We start from the raw sequence: 19,587 nt of genomic DNA, 5'->3' as shown, positions 1-19,587 counted from the left end.
GCCAGGACCGATCCGGCCGACATTTTCAGACATATCGTCAACGCCGGTGGAAGTCCTGACGACGCGCTGAAGTTAACCTTACGCATCGAAGGCCGCTGCCAGAGCATCGGCGACGCACCGCGTGGCGGCCGATCGCGCGATGACATCGTGCAAGGCTTGCGAACGGTTCCGTTCGAGCACTCTGCCATTATCGAATTCATCTCCTCCGGGCCGGCCTGTTGTCTTAGGCAACAGTTTGGCGCGGGACGTCTTAACATGATTGACGTTTACGTCAAAGCGCAGGCCAGCCCTTGCTCGCGCGACGCAGCAGCAGCCAATGCCGGCGCAAGGCCGACAGCCGCGCGACGCCTTCGAGCGGCGAACCATTCTCCATCTTGCCGAGATAGGCACGTGACAGGGCGAGCGGCAGGAATGCCGGACGCAGCGAGACAGGCAAGGTCGGTGCGCCTTGCTCGAAGGCGGAAAGATGTTCCCGTGCCAGCGCCATCATCGCCGCCACCGCGCGTTTGGCGCCGGGTCCGCCATCACCAGCAATGAATTCTTCCGGCGACGATCCCGCCGCCGCCAAAATATCGGCCGGGACAAAACACTGTCCGCGCTGGCGATGCAGCGGCAACAGCAGCAACAGGCCGGTCATCGCCTGCGCACAGCCTGCCCTGCCCGCCAGATCGGCAAAGCGCGGCGCCCCGACGGGATCGAGCACCATCGCCGCAAGCTGGATGAGCGCGGCAGCAGTCTCGCCGCAATAGCCTTCCAGGTCAGTGCGCGACGGCATCGGGTCGTCATAGAGGTCGAAGATGCGTGCATCGAGCATGTTCTCGAAGGCCGGCTTCGGCAGGCCGAACGTCGCTATCGTGGCGTTCAAGGCTTCGGCTGTGGGATGGCCGGCGCCCGCTTCTCCGCCAGCGGCAATGACATCGCGCCACCATTGCAGCCTCACCTCGCCCGGCAGCGCTTCATGGATGCGATCGCGGATTCCTGCGATCTCGGCATTGAAGGCGTAGAGCGAAAACAGCGCGTCGCGCTTGTCGTCGGGCGCGTAGAGCGCGGTCAGATAGCGGTCATGGTCGGCGGCGCGCACCGCGTCCATGACGATTTTGGCATTCTGGGACATGTCAATCGACGGCGATGAGCGCGGCGGCCACGGCGCGCTCTTCCGCCAGAAGGACATTGTAGGTCCGTACCGCGGCACCGGTCGACATCGGGTCGGACGCAATGCCGGCAGCCTTCAGCGCGGCTCGCAGTGCGGCGGGCAATGGCCGGAGATCCCTGCCCATGCCGACCAGCAGGATCTCGACCTTGCCGGCCTCAGCCAGCAGCTTGTCGAAATCCGCCACCGTCAGCACCAGAGGATCAGCCGGTTCCCAGCCATGGATGCCGGATGGCAGGCACATGAGCGAACCGCGATGCGACATGTCGGCAAAGCGGAACCCGCCATTGCCATAGGCTTCGATCGGCGCGCGGCCCGGAAAATGCGCCTCGCGGATGACGATGCCTTTGCCGGTCACCGTTATACCCCTTCGGGGCGACGCGTCAGGTCGCGACCGCCTTGCCGCCATTGACCGGCTTCTCCTCGTCGGCCGAAGCCTGCGGCCTCAGCTTGAACAAGATCAGCAGCGGTGCGGCGATGAAGATGGACGAATAGGTGCCGAAGACGACGCCGAACAGCATGGCCATCGTAAACGAGCGGATCACCTCGCCGCCGAACAGCACCAGCGCCAGCAGCGCCAGGATCGTCGTCACCGAAGTCAGCGTCGTTCTCGACAGCGTCTCGTTGATGGCGTTGTTCAACAGCTGCGGCAGCGGCATGCGCTTGTATTTTCGCAAATCCTCTCGAACACGGTCATAGACCACGATCGTATCGTTCAGCGAATAGCCGATGATCGTCAGGATCGCCGCCAGCGATGACTGGTTGAACTCCAGTCCGGTGATGACGAAGAAGCCGAGCGTCATGACCACATCGTGCACCGTCGCCACGATGGCGCCGACCGCGAACTGCCATTCGAAGCGGAACCAGACATAGACCAGGATGCCAAGCAGCGCGATCAGCATGGCGATCGTGCCTTGCTTGGCAAGCTCGCCAGAAACGGTCGGTCCGACCACTTCGACGCGGCGGAAATCGTAATTGTCCTGCAGCTCGCCGCGTACCTTGTCGATGACGGTCTGCTCGGCATTCTCGCCACCATCCTGCGTCCCGACGCGGATCAGCACGTCGTTCGGCGTACCGAACTGCTGCACCTGAACTTCGCCGATGTTGAGCTCGGTCAGCCGCGCACGGAGGTCGGCGAGGTCGGCATTGCCGCTCTTGGCCTGCACCTCGATCAGCGAACCGCCTTTGAAGTCGATGCCGTAATTGATGCCAACGGTCATGAAGAGCACCACCGACAGGATCGACAGTGCGCTGGACAGCGTAAAGGTCCAGCGACGGATGCCCATGAAGGGGATCTTGGTGCCGGGTGGAACGAAGGTCACCGGCGCCTTCGGCAATTCCTTCGGGCGAGCCCGGCGCAGCCAGATCGAGACCAGCAGGCGGGTGAAGGTGAAGGCGGTGAAGACCGTGGTCAGGATGCCGATGGCGTAGGTGATGGCAAAGCCCTTCACCGGCCCGGTACCGAGATAGAACAGCACCACAGTGGCGATCAGCGAAGTGATGTTGGAATCGACGATGGTCGCTAGCGCCTTGGTGAAACCGGTATCGATCGCCTGGATCACGGAGCGGCCGGCGCGTCGCTCCTCGCGAATACGTTCATAGATCAGCACGTTGGAATCGACCGCCATGCCGATGGTCAGCACGATACCGGCGATACCAGGCAAGGTCAGCGTAGCGCCAAGCAACGAGAGCACGCCGACGATCATCGCCACGTGCACCGCCAGCGCGATGTTGGCCAGGAAGCCGAGGAAGCCGTAGGCGACGAACATGAAGGCGACGACGAGGATAGAACCGATGATGCCGGCGACCTTGCCGGCATGGATCGAATCCTGGCCAAGGCCCGGACCCACCGTGCGTTCTTCGATGACCGTCAGCGTTGCGGGCAACGCACCGGCGCGCAGCAGCACCGCAAGGTCATTGGCGCTCTGGGCAGTGAAATTGCCGGAAATCTGGCCGGTGCCGCCGAGGATCGGCTCGCGGATCTGCGGCGCCGATATCACCTGATTGTCGAGGATAATGGCGAACAGCTTGCCGACATTCTGCGCCGTGGCCTGACCGAAGCGCGCCGCCCCTTTCGAATCGAAGCGGAACGACACCACCGGCTCGTTGTTCTGCGAATTGTATGTCGCCTGTGCGTCAACGAGGTTTTCGCCCGAGACGATGACGCGATTTTCGATCAGATACGGAACCGGCGGATCGTCCTGCGAATACAGCACCGACGAGCCGGCGGGCGGACGGCCATTGAGCGCGTCCTGCACCGGCATCGACTGGTCGACCATCTGGAAGGTCAGCTTGGCGGTCTGGCCGAGGATTTCTTTCAGTCTCTGCGGGTCCTGAAGACCCGGCACCTGGACAAGGATACGGTCGTCGCCCTGCCGCTGCACGATCGGTTCGGTGGTGCCGAGTTCGTTGACGCGGCGTTCGACCACCTCGATCGACTGCGTCAGCGCGGTCGACGTGCGGTATTTGATGCCGGCGTCGGTGACGTTGAACTTGAGCAGGCCGGGCTCGGAATCGTCGAGCGTCATTTCCTGGATGGAGCCGCCGGTGAACAGGCCGGCAGCGACCGGATCGGTCAGCGTCTTCAGCGCCGTCTTGGCGGCATCGATCTGGGCGGGATCGGTGATGCGGACCTGCAGGGTCCGCCCCGTGCCGGCAAGGCCGGTATAGCCGATCTTGGCGTCGCGTAGCAGCGTGCGGATTTCATCGCGCGTCGTCTCCAGCCGATCCTTGATCAGATCGTTCTGGTTCATTTCCAGCAGGATGTGCGAACCACCCTGCAGGTCGAGGCCGAGCGTCATCTGCCGCTTCGGCACCCAGTTGGGCAGTTGCGCCAGCGTGCTGGCGGAGAACAGGTTGGGCGCGGCGAGGATCACTGTGATGGCCACGGCCACCCAGATCAGGATCATCTTGAAGCGCGAAAAATACAGCATATGGCGTCGTCCGTCAGAGCGTGTCCGCGGATCGCTCCGCCTAAAATTGGATTATTTCTTGGCGTTTTGGTTGGCCACCGGCTCGCCCTTGACGCGCACATCGGCGATCGTCGAGCGCAGCGCCGTCACCTTCAAGCCGTTACCGAGGTCGATCTCGAGCTCGTTGTCGTCGATCACCTTGGTCACCTTGCCGACGAAGCCGCCGCCGGTGACGACCGTGTCGCCGCGACGGACAGCCGCCAGCATCTCGCCGCGCTTCTTCAGCTGCGTGCGCTGCGGCCTGATGATCAGAAAATACATGATCACGAAAATCAGGACAAACGGCAAAATGCTGATGAACATGTCGGGAGAAGCGCCGACGCCTTGGGCGTATGCCGGTGTCACGAACATCGAGGTACTCCTGATTTTTGAAAACAGCCGCCAATTTGGCGGCCCTTGAAATTTGGCCGGAATATAGTCGGTAAAGTTGTCAATGCAACTGCGCGGCCAGCCAAATCGGCTGCTTTTACGGCCTGTTGAGCCGTGTTAGAGCAGGATCGCGAAAAGCGGGAGCCGGTTTTCTCAGACAAACGGAAACCGTTTGCCAGAGATCACGCTCGAACAAAAGGTTGCCACCGGTTTTGGATCAGAGGGAATCGGGCACGTTCACGCTCCCAAATGTCGAAACCGCGAAACAAAAGACAGACATGACCGACAGCAGCATTGAAGCCCTGAACCAGAAACTCGACCGGCTGATCGAGGCGGTGAGCCGCCTCGCCCCGCCGCCGGTGCCCGAAACCGACCTCGGCGAGGCCGATTGCTTCGTCTGGCAGGCCGATCCGGGCTATCTGGAACCGGTGCGCAGGGTTAACCGCGTCGACATCGGCCTGATCCGTGGCGTCGACCGTGTCCGCGACATCCTTGTCGACAACACCGAACGCTTCGCCGCCGGGTATCCAGCCAACAATGTGTTGTTGTGGGGCGCGCGCGGCATGGGCAAATCGTCGCTGGTCAAGGCCGTGCATGCCGAGATCAACGCCAAGACCAAGTCCGACCTGCCGCTGAAGCTGATCGAAATCCACCGCGAGGACATCGACACGCTGCCGAAGCTGATGGGATTGCTGAAGGCAGCCCCCTTCCGCTTCATCCTGTTTTGCGACGACCTCTCCTTCGACCATGACGACACCTCCTACAAATCGCTAAAGGCAGCGCTCGAAGGCGGCGTCGAGGGTCGGCCAGTCAATGTCATCTTCTACGCCACCTCGAACCGCCGCCATTTGCTGCCGCGCGACATGATCGACAATGAGCGCTCGACCGCCATCAACCCTTCCGAGGCGGTCGAGGAAAAGGTGTCGCTGTCCGACCGCTTCGGGCTGTGGCTCGGCTTCCACAAATGTTCGCAGGACGAGTATCTCGACATGATCGATGGCTATGTCCGGCACCATGGGCTGGCAATCGATCCCGACACGCTGCGTGCCGAAGCATTGGAATGGGCGACGACGCGCGGCAGCCGCTCGGGCCGCGTCGCCTGGCAGTTCACCCAGGATCTGGCTGGCCGGCTCGGCAAACCGCTGAAGGACTAGCAACAGTCTTCCGAAACCGTAGGCATGTGGCGGCCCCACTTTCGCAAAACGCCTACATGTTGTTCTTTATTTGTTCTGAAGCTTGCGCCATTTTTCCCGTCAGGCTCCGGTGACTCGAAGGCTGAAGGGGAATGCAATTGGAAAGCAAGGGCGCAGCGTTTCGCAGGCTTCATGAGGAACCGGGCGCGTTCGTCATTCCCAATCCCTGGGATATCGGCACGGCACGGATTCTCGCAGCCATGGGTTTTCGTGCCCTCGCCACCACCAGCGCCGGCATGGCGTTCTCTCTTGGCGTTGCCGAGGGGCAGGTCTCGCGAGAAGACACGTAAACCACTGCCGGGCCATCGCGGCGGCGACATCGCTTCCCGTCTCGGCCGATCTCGAAAAAGGCTTTGGCGACAGTCCGGAAAGTGCCGCTGAGACGATTCAGGCCGCTGCCAGCATCGGTCTGGCCGGATGTTCCCTCGAGGACCATACCGGCCGGCGCGATGATCCGATCTACAGCTTTGCGCTGGCCGTTGAGCGCATCGAGGCGGCCGCGCAGGCGTCCCACGCACTGCCGGATGATTTCGTGTTAACGGCGCGCTGCGAGAACTTCTTGTGGGGACGTTCCGATCTGGATGACACCATGCTGAGATTGCAGGCTTTCGAGAAGGCCGGAGCCGATGTGCTCTACGCACCCGGCCTCCATGACCTCGGCATGATCCGCACCGTTTGCAGCGCTGTGACGAAACCGGTCAATGTCGTGATGGGCATGCCCGGCGCCACGTTTGGTGTGGCCGAACTGGCAGACGCCGGCGTCAAGCGCATCAGCGTCGGCTCGGCGCTGGCGCGGCTCGCTTTTGGCAGCTTCGTCGGCGCCGCGCGGGAGATGAAATCGGCAGGAACCTTTCGCTTTTCCGAAGAAGCCATGGGCTTCGCGGAACTGGAGGGCTTCTTCACCGGATCGACGACGGCTTGAGAGCAAGCAACTGAAAAAGCCCGCTCCTTTCGGAACGGGCTGAGCCGGCGGGCCGGACTGGAGGTCAGACGGCCCGCAAATTGCTTTTTTTCTTCTATTCGAGGTAACCCGAGGGATCGACCGGGGCCGAGTTCTTGCGCACTTCGAAGTGCAGCTTCGGCGAGTCCGTCGTGCCGCTCATGCCCGACAGCGCGATTTCCTGGCCGCGCTTGACCTTCTGGCCGCGCTGCACCTCGATCGAGCTGGCGTGGCCGTAGACGGTGACCAGGCCATTCTCGTGGCGCACCAGCACCGTGTTGCCGAATTCCTTGAGGCCGTCGCCGGCATAGATGACGACACCGTTCTCGGCTGCCTTGACCGGTGTGCCCGAGGGCACGGCGATGTCGACGCCGTCTTTGCCGGAGCCGAAACCGGAGATCACGCGACCGCGCACCGGCCAGCGCATCTTGCCGATGCCGGTGGCGTCAGGCGCGACGGCATCGTCGGCCTCGGCCTGCTGGATGACCTTCGAATCCTTCTTCGGCGGCGTGTAGGACGCCAGCGTTTCCGACGGCGTGGTCTTTGCCGCGGGCTGCGTCGTGGCCGTCGTCACCGGATCGACCTTGGCCGGCTTGGCGGCGGCGACGGTCGCGGTTCCGCCGGCGGGCACCTTCAGGGTCTGGCCGATCTTGAGCAAGCCATCCTGCATGCCGTTGGCCTGCTTGATGGCAACGACTCCGACACCGGTTTTCCTGGCAATCGAGGAAAGCGTGTCGCCCGACTGAACCGTATAGGTGCCAGCTGCATTGGTCGCCTTGGCCGCGGCTACCTGCGGCTTGGGCTCCTTGGGCTGGCTCGCGGCGGCCGACGTGTCGACCTGAGCGGTGGATTTGCCCTCCCTAGGCTTCGGCTGCTGCGGCAGGACGGCGACCTTGTCCGGCGCAGTGGCCGGCAGGTTGTGCTTGGTGTCTTTCGCCGGCTTGGCATCCGCGAGCTTCGGCTCGCTCTTGCTCGAATAGGCGTAGGCCGGGATGACCAGCTTCTGGCCGGTCTTCAGCCCCTTGGTCGCGCTCAGCCCGTTGACCTTCATGATCACGTCGGACGGCACCTTGTAGCGCTGCGCCAGGCCGCCGATCGTTTCGCCGTCCCTGACGACGATCTCGGTTGCATGCGGAGTGCCGGAAGCAGCCACGCGGGGTTCGTCAGGTTGCGAAACCTTGAAAGGCGATGCCACCGGGGCGACGGTGCCGGTCGTGGTCCTGTCGACATGCGGTGCGGGGGCCAATGCGGTGCGCACCGGCTTCGATACCGGCGCCACTTCGGGAGCCTGGGCAACGGGCGGAGGCAGCGGCCGCGTCGAGACCGGATCGAGGCTGGAGCGGCTGACCGACTGTGTATGGCTGCCATCGATCGGAGCGGCGGCGACATCGCCCGGATAAGGCTGCTGTACGGCATCCTGCTTGTTGATGATGGTGCGCTGATTGTTGGTCGAGGATGTAAAGACGTCGTCGACGCCATTGAACCGCGAAACCTGGGAACTGCACCCCGCAGCAGCACCCGCGACCATCAGTATGGCGCAGCCTCGCGCCAGATTGCGACCGCTTGTCTTCAAAACACTGAGTTGCATCGCACTAACCCGCACATACCCGGTACAAACTAGGCATGATTAAAGCGCGTTAATGTTACTCGACGGTTAACCCCATGGAATCCGGCGCAATTTTTCTTAAAATATTAGAGAGCGAGCCCAGGGGAGATTTTCAGGTCATGCCGGCCGGGGCCGAAGACGGGCGCGCACCCGACGCGGCGCGGCCTGATCATCGGCATACGCGCTAGATGATAGCGGCGACACCGCGCAGGATCGGCTGCAGGCGAACGAGGCCGATGTCTTCACGCTCGAAGCGGCTGCCGACCTTGGTCAGCTTGGCCAGCACCTGTTCGCCCTCTTCGGGGCCGATCGGCGCGATGACGATGCCGCCGCTCGACAATTGGTCGAGCAGGAAACGCGGCAGGCTGTCGAAGGACGCCCATGCAACGATGCGATCGAACGGCCCTTCATTCGGCAGGCCACCGGAACCATCGGCGTGGCGCACGATGACATTGCCGATGCCGAGCGCCTCGAAGCGCTGCCTAGCCTGCTCGGCGAGCGTCTTGTAGCGATCGGTGGTGATGACCCGCGCCGCCAGCCGCGACATCACCGCCGAGGTGTAGCCCGAACCGGTACCGATCTCGAGCACGCGGTTGCCCTGCTCGATAGCGAGCGCCGCGATCACCGCCGCCTGCATATCGGCACCTTCGATCGCCTCGCCGCATTCGATCGGCAGCATTCGGTCCGACCAGGCGATCTGATGGAACTGGGCCGCCAGGAAGCCGCGCCGCGGCGTCGCCTCGAAGGCCGCGATCAGCGCTTTCGGTACAGTCCCCCGACCGCGCAGACGCAGCAGAAAGGCGGCAAAACCTTCGCGGTCATCGATCGGGAGGCCCTGGTTCATGCAAGCGCCTTGCTCAATTGGTCACGGATTTCATGCGCGGTCAGATCGAGCTGCAGCGGCGTCACCGACACCAGCCTGTTGCGCAAGGCGTAGAGATCGGTGCCTTGCTTGCCCTCGACCGGCTCGCCGCCGAAGCGCAGCCAGTAGTATGGCAGGCCGCGCCCGTCGCGGCGCTCGTCGACCCACAGGGAGTGCACGAGCTTGCCTTGCGTGGTGACCACCGTGCCGGCGACCTCTTCGGGCGTGCAATTGGGAAAATTGACGTTGAGCAGCACGCCGTCCGGCAACGGCGTCGCGACAAGCTTCTTCAGCAGCGCCGGCGCCAGCACCTCTGTCGTCTCGTAGGGCACGACGCGATCTTCGCCGACATAGCTGTAGCCCTGGCTGAGCGCGATCGAGCGGATACCGAGCAGCGCGCCTTCCATGGCGCCGGCGACGGTGCCCGAATACGTGACGTCATCGGCGATATTGGCGCCCGAATTGATGCCGGACAGGATCAGGTCGGGTGCGCCAGGCAGGATTTTCTTGACGCCCATGATGACGCAATCCGTCGGCGTGCCGCGCACGGCGAAATGCTTCTCGCCGATCTTGCGCAGCCGCAGCGGCTCCGAGATCGACAGCGAATGCGCGTAGCCGGACTGGTCCTGCTCGGGCGCCACCACCCAGACATCGTCGGACAGCGTGCGCGCGACCCGTTCGAGCGACGCCAGGCCCTCGGCATGAATGCCGTCGTCATTGGTCAGGAGAATGCGCATTATTTCGCTTCGATCTTTTCCAGGCCGCCCATGTAAGGCCGCAGCACTTCAGGAATGGTTACGCTGCCATCCTCGTTCTGGTAGTTTTCGATGACGGCGATGAGCGCGCGGCCAATGGCTGTGCCCGAGCCGTTGAGGGTGTGGACGAAGCGGTTGCCCTTGCCGTCTTTGTCCTTGTAGCGGGCGTCCATGCGGCGCGCCTGGAAATCGCCGCACACCGAGCAGGACGAGATCTCGCGATAGGCGTTCTGGCCAGGCAGCCAGACCTCGATGTCGTAGGTCTTGCGCGCGCCAAAGCCCATGTCGCCGGTGCACAGCGTCATGGTGCGGAACGGCAGGCCGAGCCGCTTCAGCACTTCCTCGGCGCATTGCGTCATCCGCTCATGCTCGGCAAGTGACGATTCCTGGTCCGTGATCGACACCAGCTCGACCTTGTAGAACTGATGCTGGCGCAGCATGCCGCGCGTGTCGCGCCCGGCCGAACCCGCTTCCGAGCGGAAGCACGGCGTCAGCGCGGTGTAGCGCAGCGGCAGTTTTTCATGCGCGGTGATTTCTTCACGCACAAGGTTGGTGAGTGGGACCTCGGCAGTGGGAATCAGCCCAAGCCTGCCCTCCCCGTGCGGCGTGAAGAACAGATCTTCCTCGAACTTCGGCAATTGGTTGGTGCCGAACAGAACATCGTCCTTGACCATCAACGGCGGGATGACTTCTTCGTAGCCATGTTCGGTCGTATGCAGGTCCAGCATGAACTGGCCGAGCGCACGTTCCATCCGGGCCAGTCCGCTTTTCAGCACCGTAAAGCGCGAGCCCGACAGCTTTGCCGCGCGCTCGAAATCCATCATGCCGAGCGCTTCGCCGATCTCAAAATGCTCCTTCACCCAGTTCGGCCGCGTCGGCACCTTGCCGACGAGGTGCTTGACGACATTGTCGTGCTCGTCCTTGCCGACAGGCACGTCGTCGAACGGCACGTTGGGAAGCACTGCCAGCGCATCGGTCAGCGCCTTGTCGAGCTCGCGTTCGCGCGCCTCGCCGTTCTGGATGAAGACCTTGATCTCGCCGACTTCGGCTTTCAGCTTCTCGGCCAAGGCGGCATCGCCCGAACGCATGGCGTTGCCGATCTCCTTCGACGCGGCATTGCGGCGCTCCTGCTTGGTCTGCAGCTCGGTGACGTGCTCGCGCCGGGCCTCGTCCGAGGCGATCAGCCCGTCGACCATGGACTGCGCCTCACCGGCCGACCACGAGCGCTTCACCAGCGCCTCGACAAGGGCCTTCGGGTTGTCGCGAATCCATTTGATGTCAAGCATGGTTTGAAACGCTCCTGGGTAGCATGTCGCCCAAAAGTGCACAGCGATTTGGGACAACGACATGCTCAAAACAAAACTGAAACGCATCGCTTTGAGCGCGATGCGTTTCAGCCAGAGGGCGTAAACCGCATCCGAGATCGATGCAAGAGGACGGGGCGACGACTGTGTTTTTCCGCCGCTGCAGCCGCTCTGTCGCCTATGAGGAGGCAGGTGCCGGGGGCTCGTCCGGTGCTTTGTCCGCCACCTCTTCCGCCGCGTCCTGCTTCTCGCGTGCCACGCGCTGCTTTTCCCGATCGCGCTCGATCAGCCGGGCAGCCCAGATGGACACCTCGTAGAGAAGGATGGTCGGGATGGCCAGGCCGATCTGACTCATCGGATCGGGCGGCGTCAGTATCGCCGCGACGACGAAGGCAATGACGATCGCCCATTTGCGCTTCTCGGCCAGTCCCTTGGACGAGAGCATGCCGACCCGTGTCATCAGGCTGGTCACCACCGGCAGCTGGAACACCAGGCCGAAGGAGAAGATCAGCGTCATGATCAGGCTGAGATATTCCGACACTTTCGGCAGCAGCGAAATCTGCACCTGATCGTCGGTGCCGGCCTGCTGCATGGCGAGGAAGAACCACATCACCATCGGCGTGAAGAAGAAATAGACCAGCGATGCGCCCATCAGGAACAGGATCGGCGATGCGATCAGGAACGGCAGGAAGGCGTTGCGCTCGTTCTTGTACAGGCCGGGCGCGATGAACTTGTAGATCTGCGTGGCGATCAGCGGAAAGGCGATCACCATGCCGCCGAACATGGCGAGCTTGACCTGGGTGAAGAAGAATTCCTGTGGCGCCGTGTAGATCAGCTCGACCTTGTGCGGATCGAGCCCTGCCCACTGCGTCGCCCATTTGAACGGCACGACCAGGAGGTTGAACAGTTTCTTGGCGAAGAAGAAACAGACCAGGAAGGCAACGAAGAAGCCGCCCAGCGACCAGATCAGCCGCCGGCGCAACTCGATCAGATGCTCCATCAGCGGCGCGGACGATTTCTCGATCTCGTCCTTTTCGGTGTCCGAAACGCTCACTTGGCGGCTCCCGCCGTCTTCTTGGCCACCGGCTTCTTCACCGCTGCAAGCTTCGGTTCGGCTTTCGCCCCCATCTTGGTCGCTACAGTCTTGGTCGCTACAGTCTTGGCCGCGACAGCGTTGGCCGCAGCGGGCGTCTTGGCCCTGGGCGTTTCAGGCTGTGCCGTCGTCACGGCCTTCGCCGGCGTCTTGGACGCAGACGCTGCCTTCGCGGCAACCTTTGCACCATTTGCCGAAGCTTTTGCAGCCGGCGTCGCTTTTGCCGGCGCAGGCTTGGCTGGTTTCTTCGCCGCGGACGCCTTCGGCGCCGCAACGGGTTCCGCCGACGCTGACGAGTTCACCACCGATTCGTCGGTCATTGCCGGAAAAACCGGCGCTGCTGGCGCTGCTTCCGGCCCGTTGACGCCAGGCATGGTCGTTGCACCGTTCTTCAACGGCTCGGCCGCCTGCGGGGTCGAAGCGACAGAGCTTGCCGGATCGGCTGCCGGCTTCGGCTTCATCGCCGCATCGACGCCGGAGCGAACGTCGGCCGCGGCCTGTTCGAACGGATTGAGCTGCTTCCTGATCTCAGCCATCGGGCTCATGCCCCTGAGCTCGTCGACGGACTTCTTGACGTCGTCGAGCTCGGCTTCCTTCAGCGCCTCGTTGAACTGTTTCTGGAAATCGGACGCCATGGCGCGCAGCTTCGCCGTCGTGCGGCCGAAGGTGCGCAGCATATTGGGCAAATCCTTGGGTCCGACGACCACGATCATGACGATCGCGATGACCAGCATTTCGGTCCAGCCGACTTCAAACATGGCACTCTGTTCCGACTAGAACCTTGGGCTCAGCTCTTGCTGGCTTTTTCCTTCGCGGCCGCAACGGTCTCGTCGGCACGATGTTCGACGGTGCGCTTGTCTTCGGCAACCTCGTCGTCGGCCATGCCCTTCTTGAAGCTCTTGATGCCCTTGGCCATATCGCCCATCAGCTCGGGAATCTTGCCGCGGCCGAACACCAAAAGCACGATCACCAGCACGATCAGCCAATGCCAAATCGAAAATGAACCCATAGCAAATCTCTCTCGAATGTTTTCCCTGGCGATGATCTATGCGTTTTCGCGTTGGGATTCAAACACAACTGCGACAGAGTTTATGAAAGGGTGACGGATGTCACGCATTTTCGACGGGAACGCCCGCTACGAATCCGCGCATCCTCATCAAGTTGGCCGCCAATGCCAGTCAATCTTCCGTGACGCGCGGCGTCAGCAGGCCGAGTTCCTCGAGATCGATGTCGGTCAGCGCATCCTCGTCGTCGGTCAATGCGTCGGGATCGGCCGGCGGCTGCGGAATGGAGAAATTCGACGGCATGCGGCCCGAAAGCAGTCCAGCCCCCTTCAGTTCCTCCATGCCAGGAAGATCGCGGATCTCTTCCAGCGCGAAATGGTCGAGGAAGGTCTCCGTCGTGCCGTAGGTCACAGGGCGTCCGGGCGTCTTTCGCCGGCCGCGCATGCGCACCCATTCCGTTTCCAGCAGCGTGTCGAGCGTACCTTTCGAGGTTTCGACGCCGCGGATGTCCTCGATCTCGGCACGCGTCACCGGCTGGTGATAGGCAATGATCGCCAGCACTTCGAGAGCCGCGCGGGAGAGCTTCCTTTGCTGGACGGTATCGCGGCTCATCAGGAAAGCCAGGTCGCCGGCGGTGCGGAACGCCCAGGCGTCGCCGACACGCACCAGATTGACGCCGCGCCGCGCATAGATCTGCTGCAGCTCGGCCATGGCTAGGGCAATGTTGATGCCGTCAGGGAGGCGTGCCGCGAGCTGCTTTTCGCTGACGGGTTCGGCGCTGGCGAACACGATCGCCTCGGCCATGCGCACGGCCTCGGCCAGATACAGCCGCTCGGCCGGGTTCTGTAGCTGCTCGGCCGGATCCCGGGAAAGCGACTCCTCTTCGGGTGCATCGCCGACCTTGAACGGGATAACCGAAGCGTTGGCGCGTTCGCTCATGATGCCACCTCGACTGCCTTGATTGCCTGCGTGCGCCCGCGCAGGTAGATCGGCGCGAACGTCTGATCCTGCCGCACGTCCATCGTGCCGTCGCGCACCAGTTCCAATGTTGCCGCGAACGAACTGGCGATTGCCGTGCGCCGCTCCTCGGGGCTGGTCATGTATGCGATCAGAAAACTTTCCAGCGCCGTCCAGTCGCTTGCAGCCCCGACCAGGCGGGTCAGGATGTCGCGCGCGTCCTTGAGCGACCAGACACCGCGCCTGGCGATCGTCACATGGTTGATCGCCTGCTTCTGGCGTTGCTGGGCATAGGCGGTCAAGAGATCGTAGAGCGAGGCCGAATAGGCGTTACGCTTTTCGACGATGACCATTTCCGGCATGCCGCGCGCGAACACATCGCGGCCGAGCCGGTTGCGGTTGACCAGACGCGCCGAGGCGTCGCGCATGGCTTCCAGCCGCTTCAGGCGGAACTGCAGCACCGCCGCCAGTTCCTCACCGCTTTCGCCCTCGTCGCCGGGTTGCTTGGGAATCAGGAGCTTGGACTTGAGGAAGGCCAGCCACGCCGCCATCACCAGATAGTCGGCGGCAAGCTCCAGCCTGAGCGCCCTCGCCGTCTCGACAAAGGTCAGATACTGCTCGACCAGCGCCAGGATCGAAATGCGCGCCAGATCGACCTTCTGGGTGCGGGCAAGATGCAGCAGCAGGTCGAGCGGACCTTCGAAGCCGGCCACGTCGACAACCAGCGACGGGTCGCCGGTAACGCGTGAATCGTCATTCTCGGCCCACAGACGGTCCATCGGTGCGGCCTTCGAGGCCTTGCTTTCCAATGTCTCCGCCACTCCGTCACTTTCCCTTTGCTATGCCACCGCATCGAAGTAGGTGGCGAATTCGGCACGTATTTCGGTTTCTTTGACCGTGTCACGGTTCTTTATATAGGTCAGCGCCCGCTTGGCGCGCTCCAACGACGTGCCCTCAAGCCCCGTGGTACGCGATGCGATGCCCGCCATCTCCTCGAAAACGCCGTTGCAGTGAAGGACCAGATCGCAGCCCGCCGCAAGGATCGATGCCGCCTTTGTCGGGAAATCCCCAGAAAGTGCCTTCATCGAGGTGTCGTCGCTCATCAGCAGTCCGTCGAAGCCGATTTCGCGCCGGATGATCTCGTCGATGACCTTGCCGGAGGTGGTCGCCGGATTGTTGGGGTCGATCGCGCTGTAGACGACATGGGCTGTCATCGCCATCGGCAGATGGCTAAGCTCCTTGAACGGGGCGAAATCATGCCGCTGCAGATCGCTGAGCGAGGCATTGACCACCGGCAGTTCGAAATGCGTGTCGGCAAAGGCACGTCCATGGCCCGGAATATGCTTCATGACCGGCAGCACGCCGCCCGACATCAGCCCTTCCGCGGCTGCGCGGCCGAGCTCGATCACCGGTCGCGGATCCTTGCCATAGGCCCGCGCGCCGATGACATCGCTGGCGCCTTCGATCGGCACGTCGAGCACCGGCAGGCAATCGGCTGTGATGCCGTAGCGCAGCAGGTCGAAGGCATGCAGCCGCGCCATCAGCCAGGCCGCGCGGGCGCCGGCATCATGATCGTCGCGCCACAGCGCGCCGAGCGCGCCACCGGCGGGATAGTTCGGTGCCAGCGGCGGTCGCAAGCGCTGCACACGGCCGCCTTCCTGATCGATGAACACCAGCGCGTCCGGACGCCCTATGCAGTCCCGCATCTCGGCGACCAGATCGCGGATCTGTTCGGTCTCGCCAATGTTGCGCGCAAACAGGATGAAGGCCCACGGGCATTCATTGCGATAGAAATTGATTTCTTCGCGGGTAAGCGATTTCCCGGCACAGCCGAGGATCATGGATTTTGATTCGGTCATGTCGGCAGTTTAGGGCTTTGTGCGATCAAAGGGAATCGCCAGGGATTCATCCGGGACAACGCCGGATCTGCTTTCCCCATGAAAAAAGCCGGCGCGATGGACCGCGCCGGCTTTTGATGGTCGGCTCCGCTTTAGCGCGAGACGAAGCAGTTGCCGCCGGCGGCCTTGTAGCTGGTGCACAAATTGATCGCGTCATTGCGTGACTGGGCCGGAACGCGCACCCGGTAGAACGTGCCTTTGCCGGCGATCTCGGCCTTGACGATGTTGGCGGTACGCCCGGCAAGCACACTGCCATAGCGGCGCTGCAGATCCTGATAGCTGGACTGGGCGCTTTCGACGGTCGGCTGCGAGGCGATCTGCATCGACCACGAGCCACCGCCGGCCGCGGTCGATGCCGGATCTATGGACGCAACCTGATCGGGCTTGACCTCGCCGACAACATCGACCGGCTGGTCGGACGGACGCTGCGGCGCGAGCGGAACCTTTGCCGGCGTGTTCGCCGATTGGGCCTCGGCTTTCTGCTTGGCGACCGGCTTGAGGGCCGGCTCGTCGTCCGCCTGGGCGGCGGCAGGCGCCACGGTGCCGGTCTGGTCCGCGTCGGCTTGAGCCGCCGGAGCAACATGCTGCGGCGCCGGATCGACCGGCTCGGTGGCGGCCACTAGCGGAGCGGCGGGCGCCGCCGGATCTTCACGCGGCACCAGCGAACCGTCCGACTTGACCACCATGGTCCTCACCTTGCGCGGCGCAACGGCGACGACATCGGCATTGGTGCCCTTGTCGGCATCCTGCAGCACCTGCGCAATGCGGTCCTCGGACTTGGGCGCGGGCGCCGTATTGTCGGCAGAAGCGTTGTCGGCCGAAGCGGCGCCGGCCATCGGCGCGGCATTGCCGACATCGGTTCCAGCGGCGGCTGCATTCTGGTCCGGCGAAAGATCGATGGCGCGGGCCGGGTCCTTCGCCTGCACGTCCACCGGCTCTTCGACGTTGGTGACCAGCTTTTCCTGGACCGGCTCGGCCGGCTTTGCGCCCCTGACCGCGTCGTAGACCTTGTTGTCTTGGTTGGGCACCACGGCGCCGCCAGGATTCTCCGGCTTGACCTTGATCGGCGCGTTGTCGGCCTTGACAATGACAGGCGCTTCGCTGCCGCCCTTGCCGCCAAAGGACAGCGCAAAGGCCCCGAGACCGCCTGCGACCGCGACCGCGCCGACAATCGCGGCGATGAACAGTCCGCGTCCGCGCGTCGGCCTCCCGGCCTCACGCTCGCCGAGACCCGGAACAGCCATAGCCTCGTCGAGTTCGGGATCGTAGTCGAGTTCATCGACAGTAAAATCATCGGCTTGCGAAACCGGCTGGCTCCCTGGCAGGCCGTCGAGGTCGAAGCCGGAGGCGTCGGCATAACCCGTGGGCGCCGCCGCGCGGGCGGACATGTCCATCGGCCGCGCGGCATAGGTCCGCGCTTCCGGCTCATAGCCCGGCTTGACCCCGTCATAGCCCGGCTTGACCCCGTCATATGCCGGCTTGAGGCTGTCATAGCCCGGCTTGAAGCCCGCGGCATAGGAGTCATCATCGTAAGACGCGCTGGCCACATTGCTCGTGGGAACAGGAGCGACCTCCACCGCGTTCATCTCGGAGAGAAGGCTGGAGAACTCCGCATCGAGATCGTCGTAGCCAGGCGACGCCGGCTGGTCTTCCTCGAAGTGCAGTTCGGGAATATCGAGATCGTCGGCTAGCGCGACGACACGCTCGGGTACATCGACCGTTTCGACGTCGGGCATGTCTTCGTAATGCGCAGGCTGGCGCGATTGGGGCGCCGACACCGGGGCAGCGGGAGCCACGGCCTCGACCGGCTCGGACGAACGGTAGGACGTCATGTCGGCGACTGCCGGCGCGGCGGCCACGGATGCCACCGAAGCGGCCGGCTGAGCAAACGCAGGCTGAGCACTGAATGACGGCTGCTGCGGAACGGGCGTCACGCGGCTCCACGAACGCGTCGGCTCTGCCGGTTGGGAACGCTCCGCAAGCGAATCGAGAGAATCCGCCGAATTGTCCCGGTCAGCGGCTTCGTCACGCGGATCAAGATCCTTGGGCAAAGCCGCGTCGAACGCATCATCGTCGAAATCGACATCGCCAGCCGTGTGCCAAGTCGTATCCTGGAGTTCATCAAGCATAAGGTCGTAAATATCCGCATCGGCCGCTTGGGCCGTGCCAACATGCCGGTCCTGCTCAGGCGCGGGTTCGTCAAGATCCCAGTCGAGGTCGCCGACAAGATCGGCCGGTACCTCGGCGGGCTCGGCAACAGGCGGCAGGGCGGCGACAGCCGGCTGAGCCGTGACGGGCTCACTGGCCACCGGCGCCGTGCGCGCCGTCATGGCACCCAGCAGCGCATTCAACTCGTCTTCCAGGCTCCGTTCGTCCGCGGCCGGGGCATGCGCCGCCGGCGCAACATGAGCCTCTGGCGCCGCCGGCTGGACCGTTGCGGCAGCAACCTCGGCGACCGGCTCTTCGGCCGTTTCGGCAAACGCGTCGTCCAAACTTAGGTCGAAAGCATCGTCCGACATGCCTTCAGGGATGGGAATATCGCCGTTGGCGTCAGTGATATCGACAAGCGCATCATGCGCGTGCGGCTCGTCGAAGGCATTCGGCTCATCCGCGCGAACGTCGAAATCCATGTCGACATCAGCCATCGCGTCGTCGAAATGGCCGGCAAAGCTCTCATCGGAGATTGCATGGCCGTCACGCGCCGCCTGCTCCGGCATGGGATACTTGACGGGCTCGGCGGCCATGAATGACTGTTCGGCCGCCGAATGGTCGTCGAGCACCAGCTCGTCTTCAAGCGAGGCTGCCACCGCATCGTCGAATTCGTCATCGGAGGCAACTGGCTCGATAGAAGCGGGCGTGTCGGCAACGGCGTACTGGGCCTCTTCAGCGTACTGGGCCTCTTCGGCTTCCTCATCGATCCGGAGATCCTGGTCGAGCGAAATGGCCAGCTCGTCCGCCATCGAATGATCGTCCTCGAAGGGGGAGACGTCCTCAAGCGAACCGGCGACGGCATCGTCAAAATCAGACGCGAAAGCCGGCTCGACGGACGGCGCCGCTTCAGCTGCGACCGCATGGCTAGCGCCGGCGACGTGATCGTCTATCTCAGCCATGTCCAGTTGGAAATCGTTGTCGAGCGACACCGAAAGCTCATCGTCCATCGCGCTGGCGTCAGCCGCTTCGAATGCCGGCTCATGCACGAAGGTCGGCTCATGAGCCTGAACAACCGGAGCGGCGTCGCTGTCGTCAGCGCCGAACTCGCCCATCATTTCTTTCTCGAGATCGATATCGAAATCGCCCTCTTCGAGCCCGTGATCGGCGGCTGGGGCCTGCGGCTGGGCGGGCGATTGCGGCCTGACCGGCTGGCGCGGGTCGAATCCCATGATCCTGGTCAGTTCCGCGAACGGATCATCGTCAGAGATGTCGTTGTTGTCGGCTACTCTCAGCTGGGTTCTGTCTGCCATTATTGTTCCCGAACTCGCACTCA

The 19,587-nt window shown here is 63.3% G+C and carries 16 protein-coding genes and 1 pseudogene; 2 read left to right on the top strand and 15 right to left on the bottom strand.

Annotated elements, in window-relative coordinates; translation table 11 throughout:
* Window positions 1-271: 271 nt before the first annotated feature.
* Genes EJ079_RS23045 through yajC form a run of 4 tightly spaced genes read right to left on the bottom strand, consistent with a single transcriptional unit; the run spans window position 272 to window position 4,473 of the window.
* Window positions 272-1,114, bottom strand: a complete 843-nt coding sequence (locus EJ079_RS23045; protein ID WP_164873839.1) for a phytoene/squalene synthase family protein — start codon at window positions 1,112-1,114, stop codon at window positions 272-274.
* 1 nt (window position 1,115) lies between these two features.
* A complete protein-coding gene (locus tag EJ079_RS23040; protein ID WP_164873838.1) occupies window positions 1,116-1,559 on the bottom strand; it encodes an Mth938-like domain-containing protein in 444 nt (147 codons plus the stop codon).
* Window positions 1,534-4,083 (bottom strand): protein translocase subunit SecDF, encoded by a 2,550-nt coding sequence (secDF, locus tag EJ079_RS23035; protein WP_127810264.1) that lies wholly within the window; start codon window positions 4,081-4,083, stop codon window positions 1,534-1,536. Before secDF ends, EJ079_RS23040 begins: the two co-directional genes overlap by 26 nt.
* Before the next feature lie 51 nt (window positions 4,084-4,134).
* Window positions 4,135-4,473, bottom strand: a complete 339-nt coding sequence (gene yajC / locus EJ079_RS23030) for a preprotein translocase subunit YajC (RefSeq protein WP_127270542.1) — start codon at window positions 4,471-4,473, stop codon at window positions 4,135-4,137.
* 296 nt (window positions 4,474-4,769) lie between these two features.
* Between yajC and EJ079_RS23025 the strand changes: the two genes are divergently transcribed.
* Complete coding sequence (locus tag EJ079_RS23025; protein WP_127810263.1) at window positions 4,770-5,645, top strand: ATP-binding protein; 876 nt, start codon at window positions 4,770-4,772, stop codon at window positions 5,643-5,645.
* 131 nt (window positions 5,646-5,776) lie between these two features.
* Window positions 5,777-6,606: pseudogene (locus tag EJ079_RS23020) on the top strand (isocitrate lyase/phosphoenolpyruvate mutase family protein).
* A gap of 94 nt (window positions 6,607-6,700) precedes the next feature.
* On the opposite strand, the gene EJ079_RS23015 reads toward EJ079_RS23020, so the two are convergent.
* From EJ079_RS23015 to EJ079_RS22965, 11 genes are all read right to left on the bottom strand, one after another.
* Window positions 6,701-8,212 carry a peptidoglycan DD-metalloendopeptidase family protein gene (locus EJ079_RS23015; protein WP_127267602.1) on the bottom strand — a complete coding sequence of 504 codons (1,512 nt, stop codon included), beginning with the start codon at window positions 8,210-8,212 and terminating at the stop codon, window positions 6,701-6,703.
* A gap of 202 nt (window positions 8,213-8,414) precedes the next feature.
* Window positions 8,415-9,074 carry a protein-L-isoaspartate(D-aspartate) O-methyltransferase gene (locus tag EJ079_RS23010; RefSeq protein ID WP_127380882.1) on the bottom strand — a complete coding sequence of 220 codons (660 nt, stop codon included), beginning with the start codon at window positions 9,072-9,074 and terminating at the stop codon, window positions 8,415-8,417.
* On the bottom strand, window positions 9,071-9,829 hold the full coding sequence (gene surE / locus EJ079_RS23005; RefSeq protein WP_023812184.1) for a 5'/3'-nucleotidase SurE: 759 nt from the start codon (window positions 9,827-9,829) through the stop codon (window positions 9,071-9,073). The genes EJ079_RS23010 and surE overlap by 4 nt, the downstream gene beginning before the upstream one ends.
* Entirely contained in the window at window positions 9,829-11,133 is a 1,305-nt protein-coding gene (gene serS / locus EJ079_RS23000; protein WP_127320715.1) for a serine--tRNA ligase, read from the bottom strand. Before serS ends, surE begins: the two co-directional genes overlap by 1 nt.
* 196 nt (window positions 11,134-11,329) lie before the next feature.
* Window positions 11,330-12,205: a twin-arginine translocase subunit TatC gene (gene tatC, locus EJ079_RS22995; protein ID WP_127320714.1), complete on the bottom strand. Its 876-nt coding sequence runs from the start codon at window positions 12,203-12,205 to the stop codon at window positions 11,330-11,332.
* Window positions 12,202-13,002, bottom strand: coding sequence for a Sec-independent protein translocase protein TatB (gene tatB / locus EJ079_RS22990; protein ID WP_127810262.1), 801 nt, complete (start codon window positions 13,000-13,002; stop codon window positions 12,202-12,204). Before tatB ends, tatC begins: the two co-directional genes overlap by 4 nt.
* Window positions 13,003-13,031: 29 nt before the next feature.
* On the bottom strand, window positions 13,032-13,253 hold the full coding sequence (locus EJ079_RS22985; protein ID WP_023812188.1) for a twin-arginine translocase TatA/TatE family subunit: 222 nt from the start codon (window positions 13,251-13,253) through the stop codon (window positions 13,032-13,034).
* Window positions 13,254-13,422: 169 nt separating this feature from the next.
* A complete protein-coding gene (gene scpB / locus EJ079_RS22980; RefSeq protein ID WP_127329507.1) occupies window positions 13,423-14,187 on the bottom strand; it encodes an SMC-Scp complex subunit ScpB in 765 nt (254 codons plus the stop codon).
* Window positions 14,184-14,984 (bottom strand): ScpA family protein, encoded by an 801-nt coding sequence (locus EJ079_RS22975; protein ID WP_127811389.1) that lies wholly within the window; start codon window positions 14,982-14,984, stop codon window positions 14,184-14,186. The genes scpB and EJ079_RS22975 overlap by 4 nt, the downstream gene beginning before the upstream one ends.
* Window positions 14,985-15,044: 60 nt before the next feature.
* A complete protein-coding gene (nagZ, locus tag EJ079_RS22970) occupies window positions 15,045-16,064 on the bottom strand; it encodes a beta-N-acetylhexosaminidase (RefSeq protein WP_127396170.1) in 1,020 nt (339 codons plus the stop codon).
* A 131-nt stretch (window positions 16,065-16,195) separates the two neighbouring features.
* On the bottom strand, window positions 16,196-19,564 hold the full coding sequence (locus tag EJ079_RS22965) for an SPOR domain-containing protein (protein ID WP_127810261.1): 3,369 nt from the start codon (window positions 19,562-19,564) through the stop codon (window positions 16,196-16,198).
* Window positions 19,565-19,587 lie beyond the last annotated feature (23 nt).

This window comes from Mesorhizobium sp. M7A.F.Ce.TU.012.03.2.1 (genome assembly GCF_004006095.1).
In the GTDB taxonomy this organism is placed as follows: domain Bacteria; phylum Pseudomonadota; class Alphaproteobacteria; order Rhizobiales; family Rhizobiaceae; genus Mesorhizobium.
This window is presented reverse-complemented; position numbering and strand designations above follow the sequence as displayed.

Bases quoted from the DNA above. Each gene is read 5' to 3' on its own strand.
- serS (WP_127320715.1), bottom strand. From the start codon at position 11,133: ATGCTTGACATCAAATGGATTCGCGACAACCCGAAGGCCCTTGTCGAG.
- secDF (WP_127810264.1), bottom strand. From the start codon at position 4,083: ATGCTGTATTTTTCGCGCTTCAAGATGATCCTGATCTGGGTGGCCGTG.
- tatB (WP_127810262.1), bottom strand. From the start codon at position 13,002: ATGTTTGAAGTCGGCTGGACCGAAATGCTGGTCATCGCGATCGTCATG.
- nagZ (WP_127396170.1), bottom strand. From the start codon at position 16,064: ATGACCGAATCAAAATCCATGATCCTCGGCTGTGCCGGGAAATCGCTT.
- EJ079_RS22965 (WP_127810261.1), bottom strand. From the start codon at position 19,564: ATGGCAGACAGAACCCAGCTGAGAGTAGCCGACAACAACGACATCTCT.
- yajC (WP_127270542.1), bottom strand. From the start codon at position 4,473: ATGTTCGTGACACCGGCATACGCCCAAGGCGTCGGCGCTTCTCCCGAC.
- EJ079_RS23025 (WP_127810263.1), top strand. From the start codon at position 4,770: ATGACCGACAGCAGCATTGAAGCCCTGAACCAGAAACTCGACCGGCTG.
- EJ079_RS23040 (WP_164873838.1), bottom strand. From the start codon at position 1,559: ATGGCGGCAAGGCGGTCGCGACCTGACGCGTCGCCCCGAAGGGGTATA.
- EJ079_RS22985 (WP_023812188.1), bottom strand. From the start codon at position 13,253: ATGGGTTCATTTTCGATTTGGCATTGGCTGATCGTGCTGGTGATCGTG.
- EJ079_RS22975 (WP_127811389.1), bottom strand. From the start codon at position 14,984: ATGGACCGTCTGTGGGCCGAGAATGACGATTCACGCGTTACCGGCGAC.
- scpB (WP_127329507.1), bottom strand. From the start codon at position 14,187: ATGAGCGAACGCGCCAACGCTTCGGTTATCCCGTTCAAGGTCGGCGAT.
- surE (WP_023812184.1), bottom strand. From the start codon at position 9,829: ATGCGCATTCTCCTGACCAATGACGACGGCATTCATGCCGAGGGCCTG.
- EJ079_RS23045 (WP_164873839.1), bottom strand. From the start codon at position 1,114: ATGTCCCAGAATGCCAAAATCGTCATGGACGCGGTGCGCGCCGCCGAC.
- EJ079_RS23015 (WP_127267602.1), bottom strand. From the start codon at position 8,212: ATGCAACTCAGTGTTTTGAAGACAAGCGGTCGCAATCTGGCGCGAGGC.
- EJ079_RS23010 (WP_127380882.1), bottom strand. From the start codon at position 9,074: ATGAACCAGGGCCTCCCGATCGATGACCGCGAAGGTTTTGCCGCCTTT.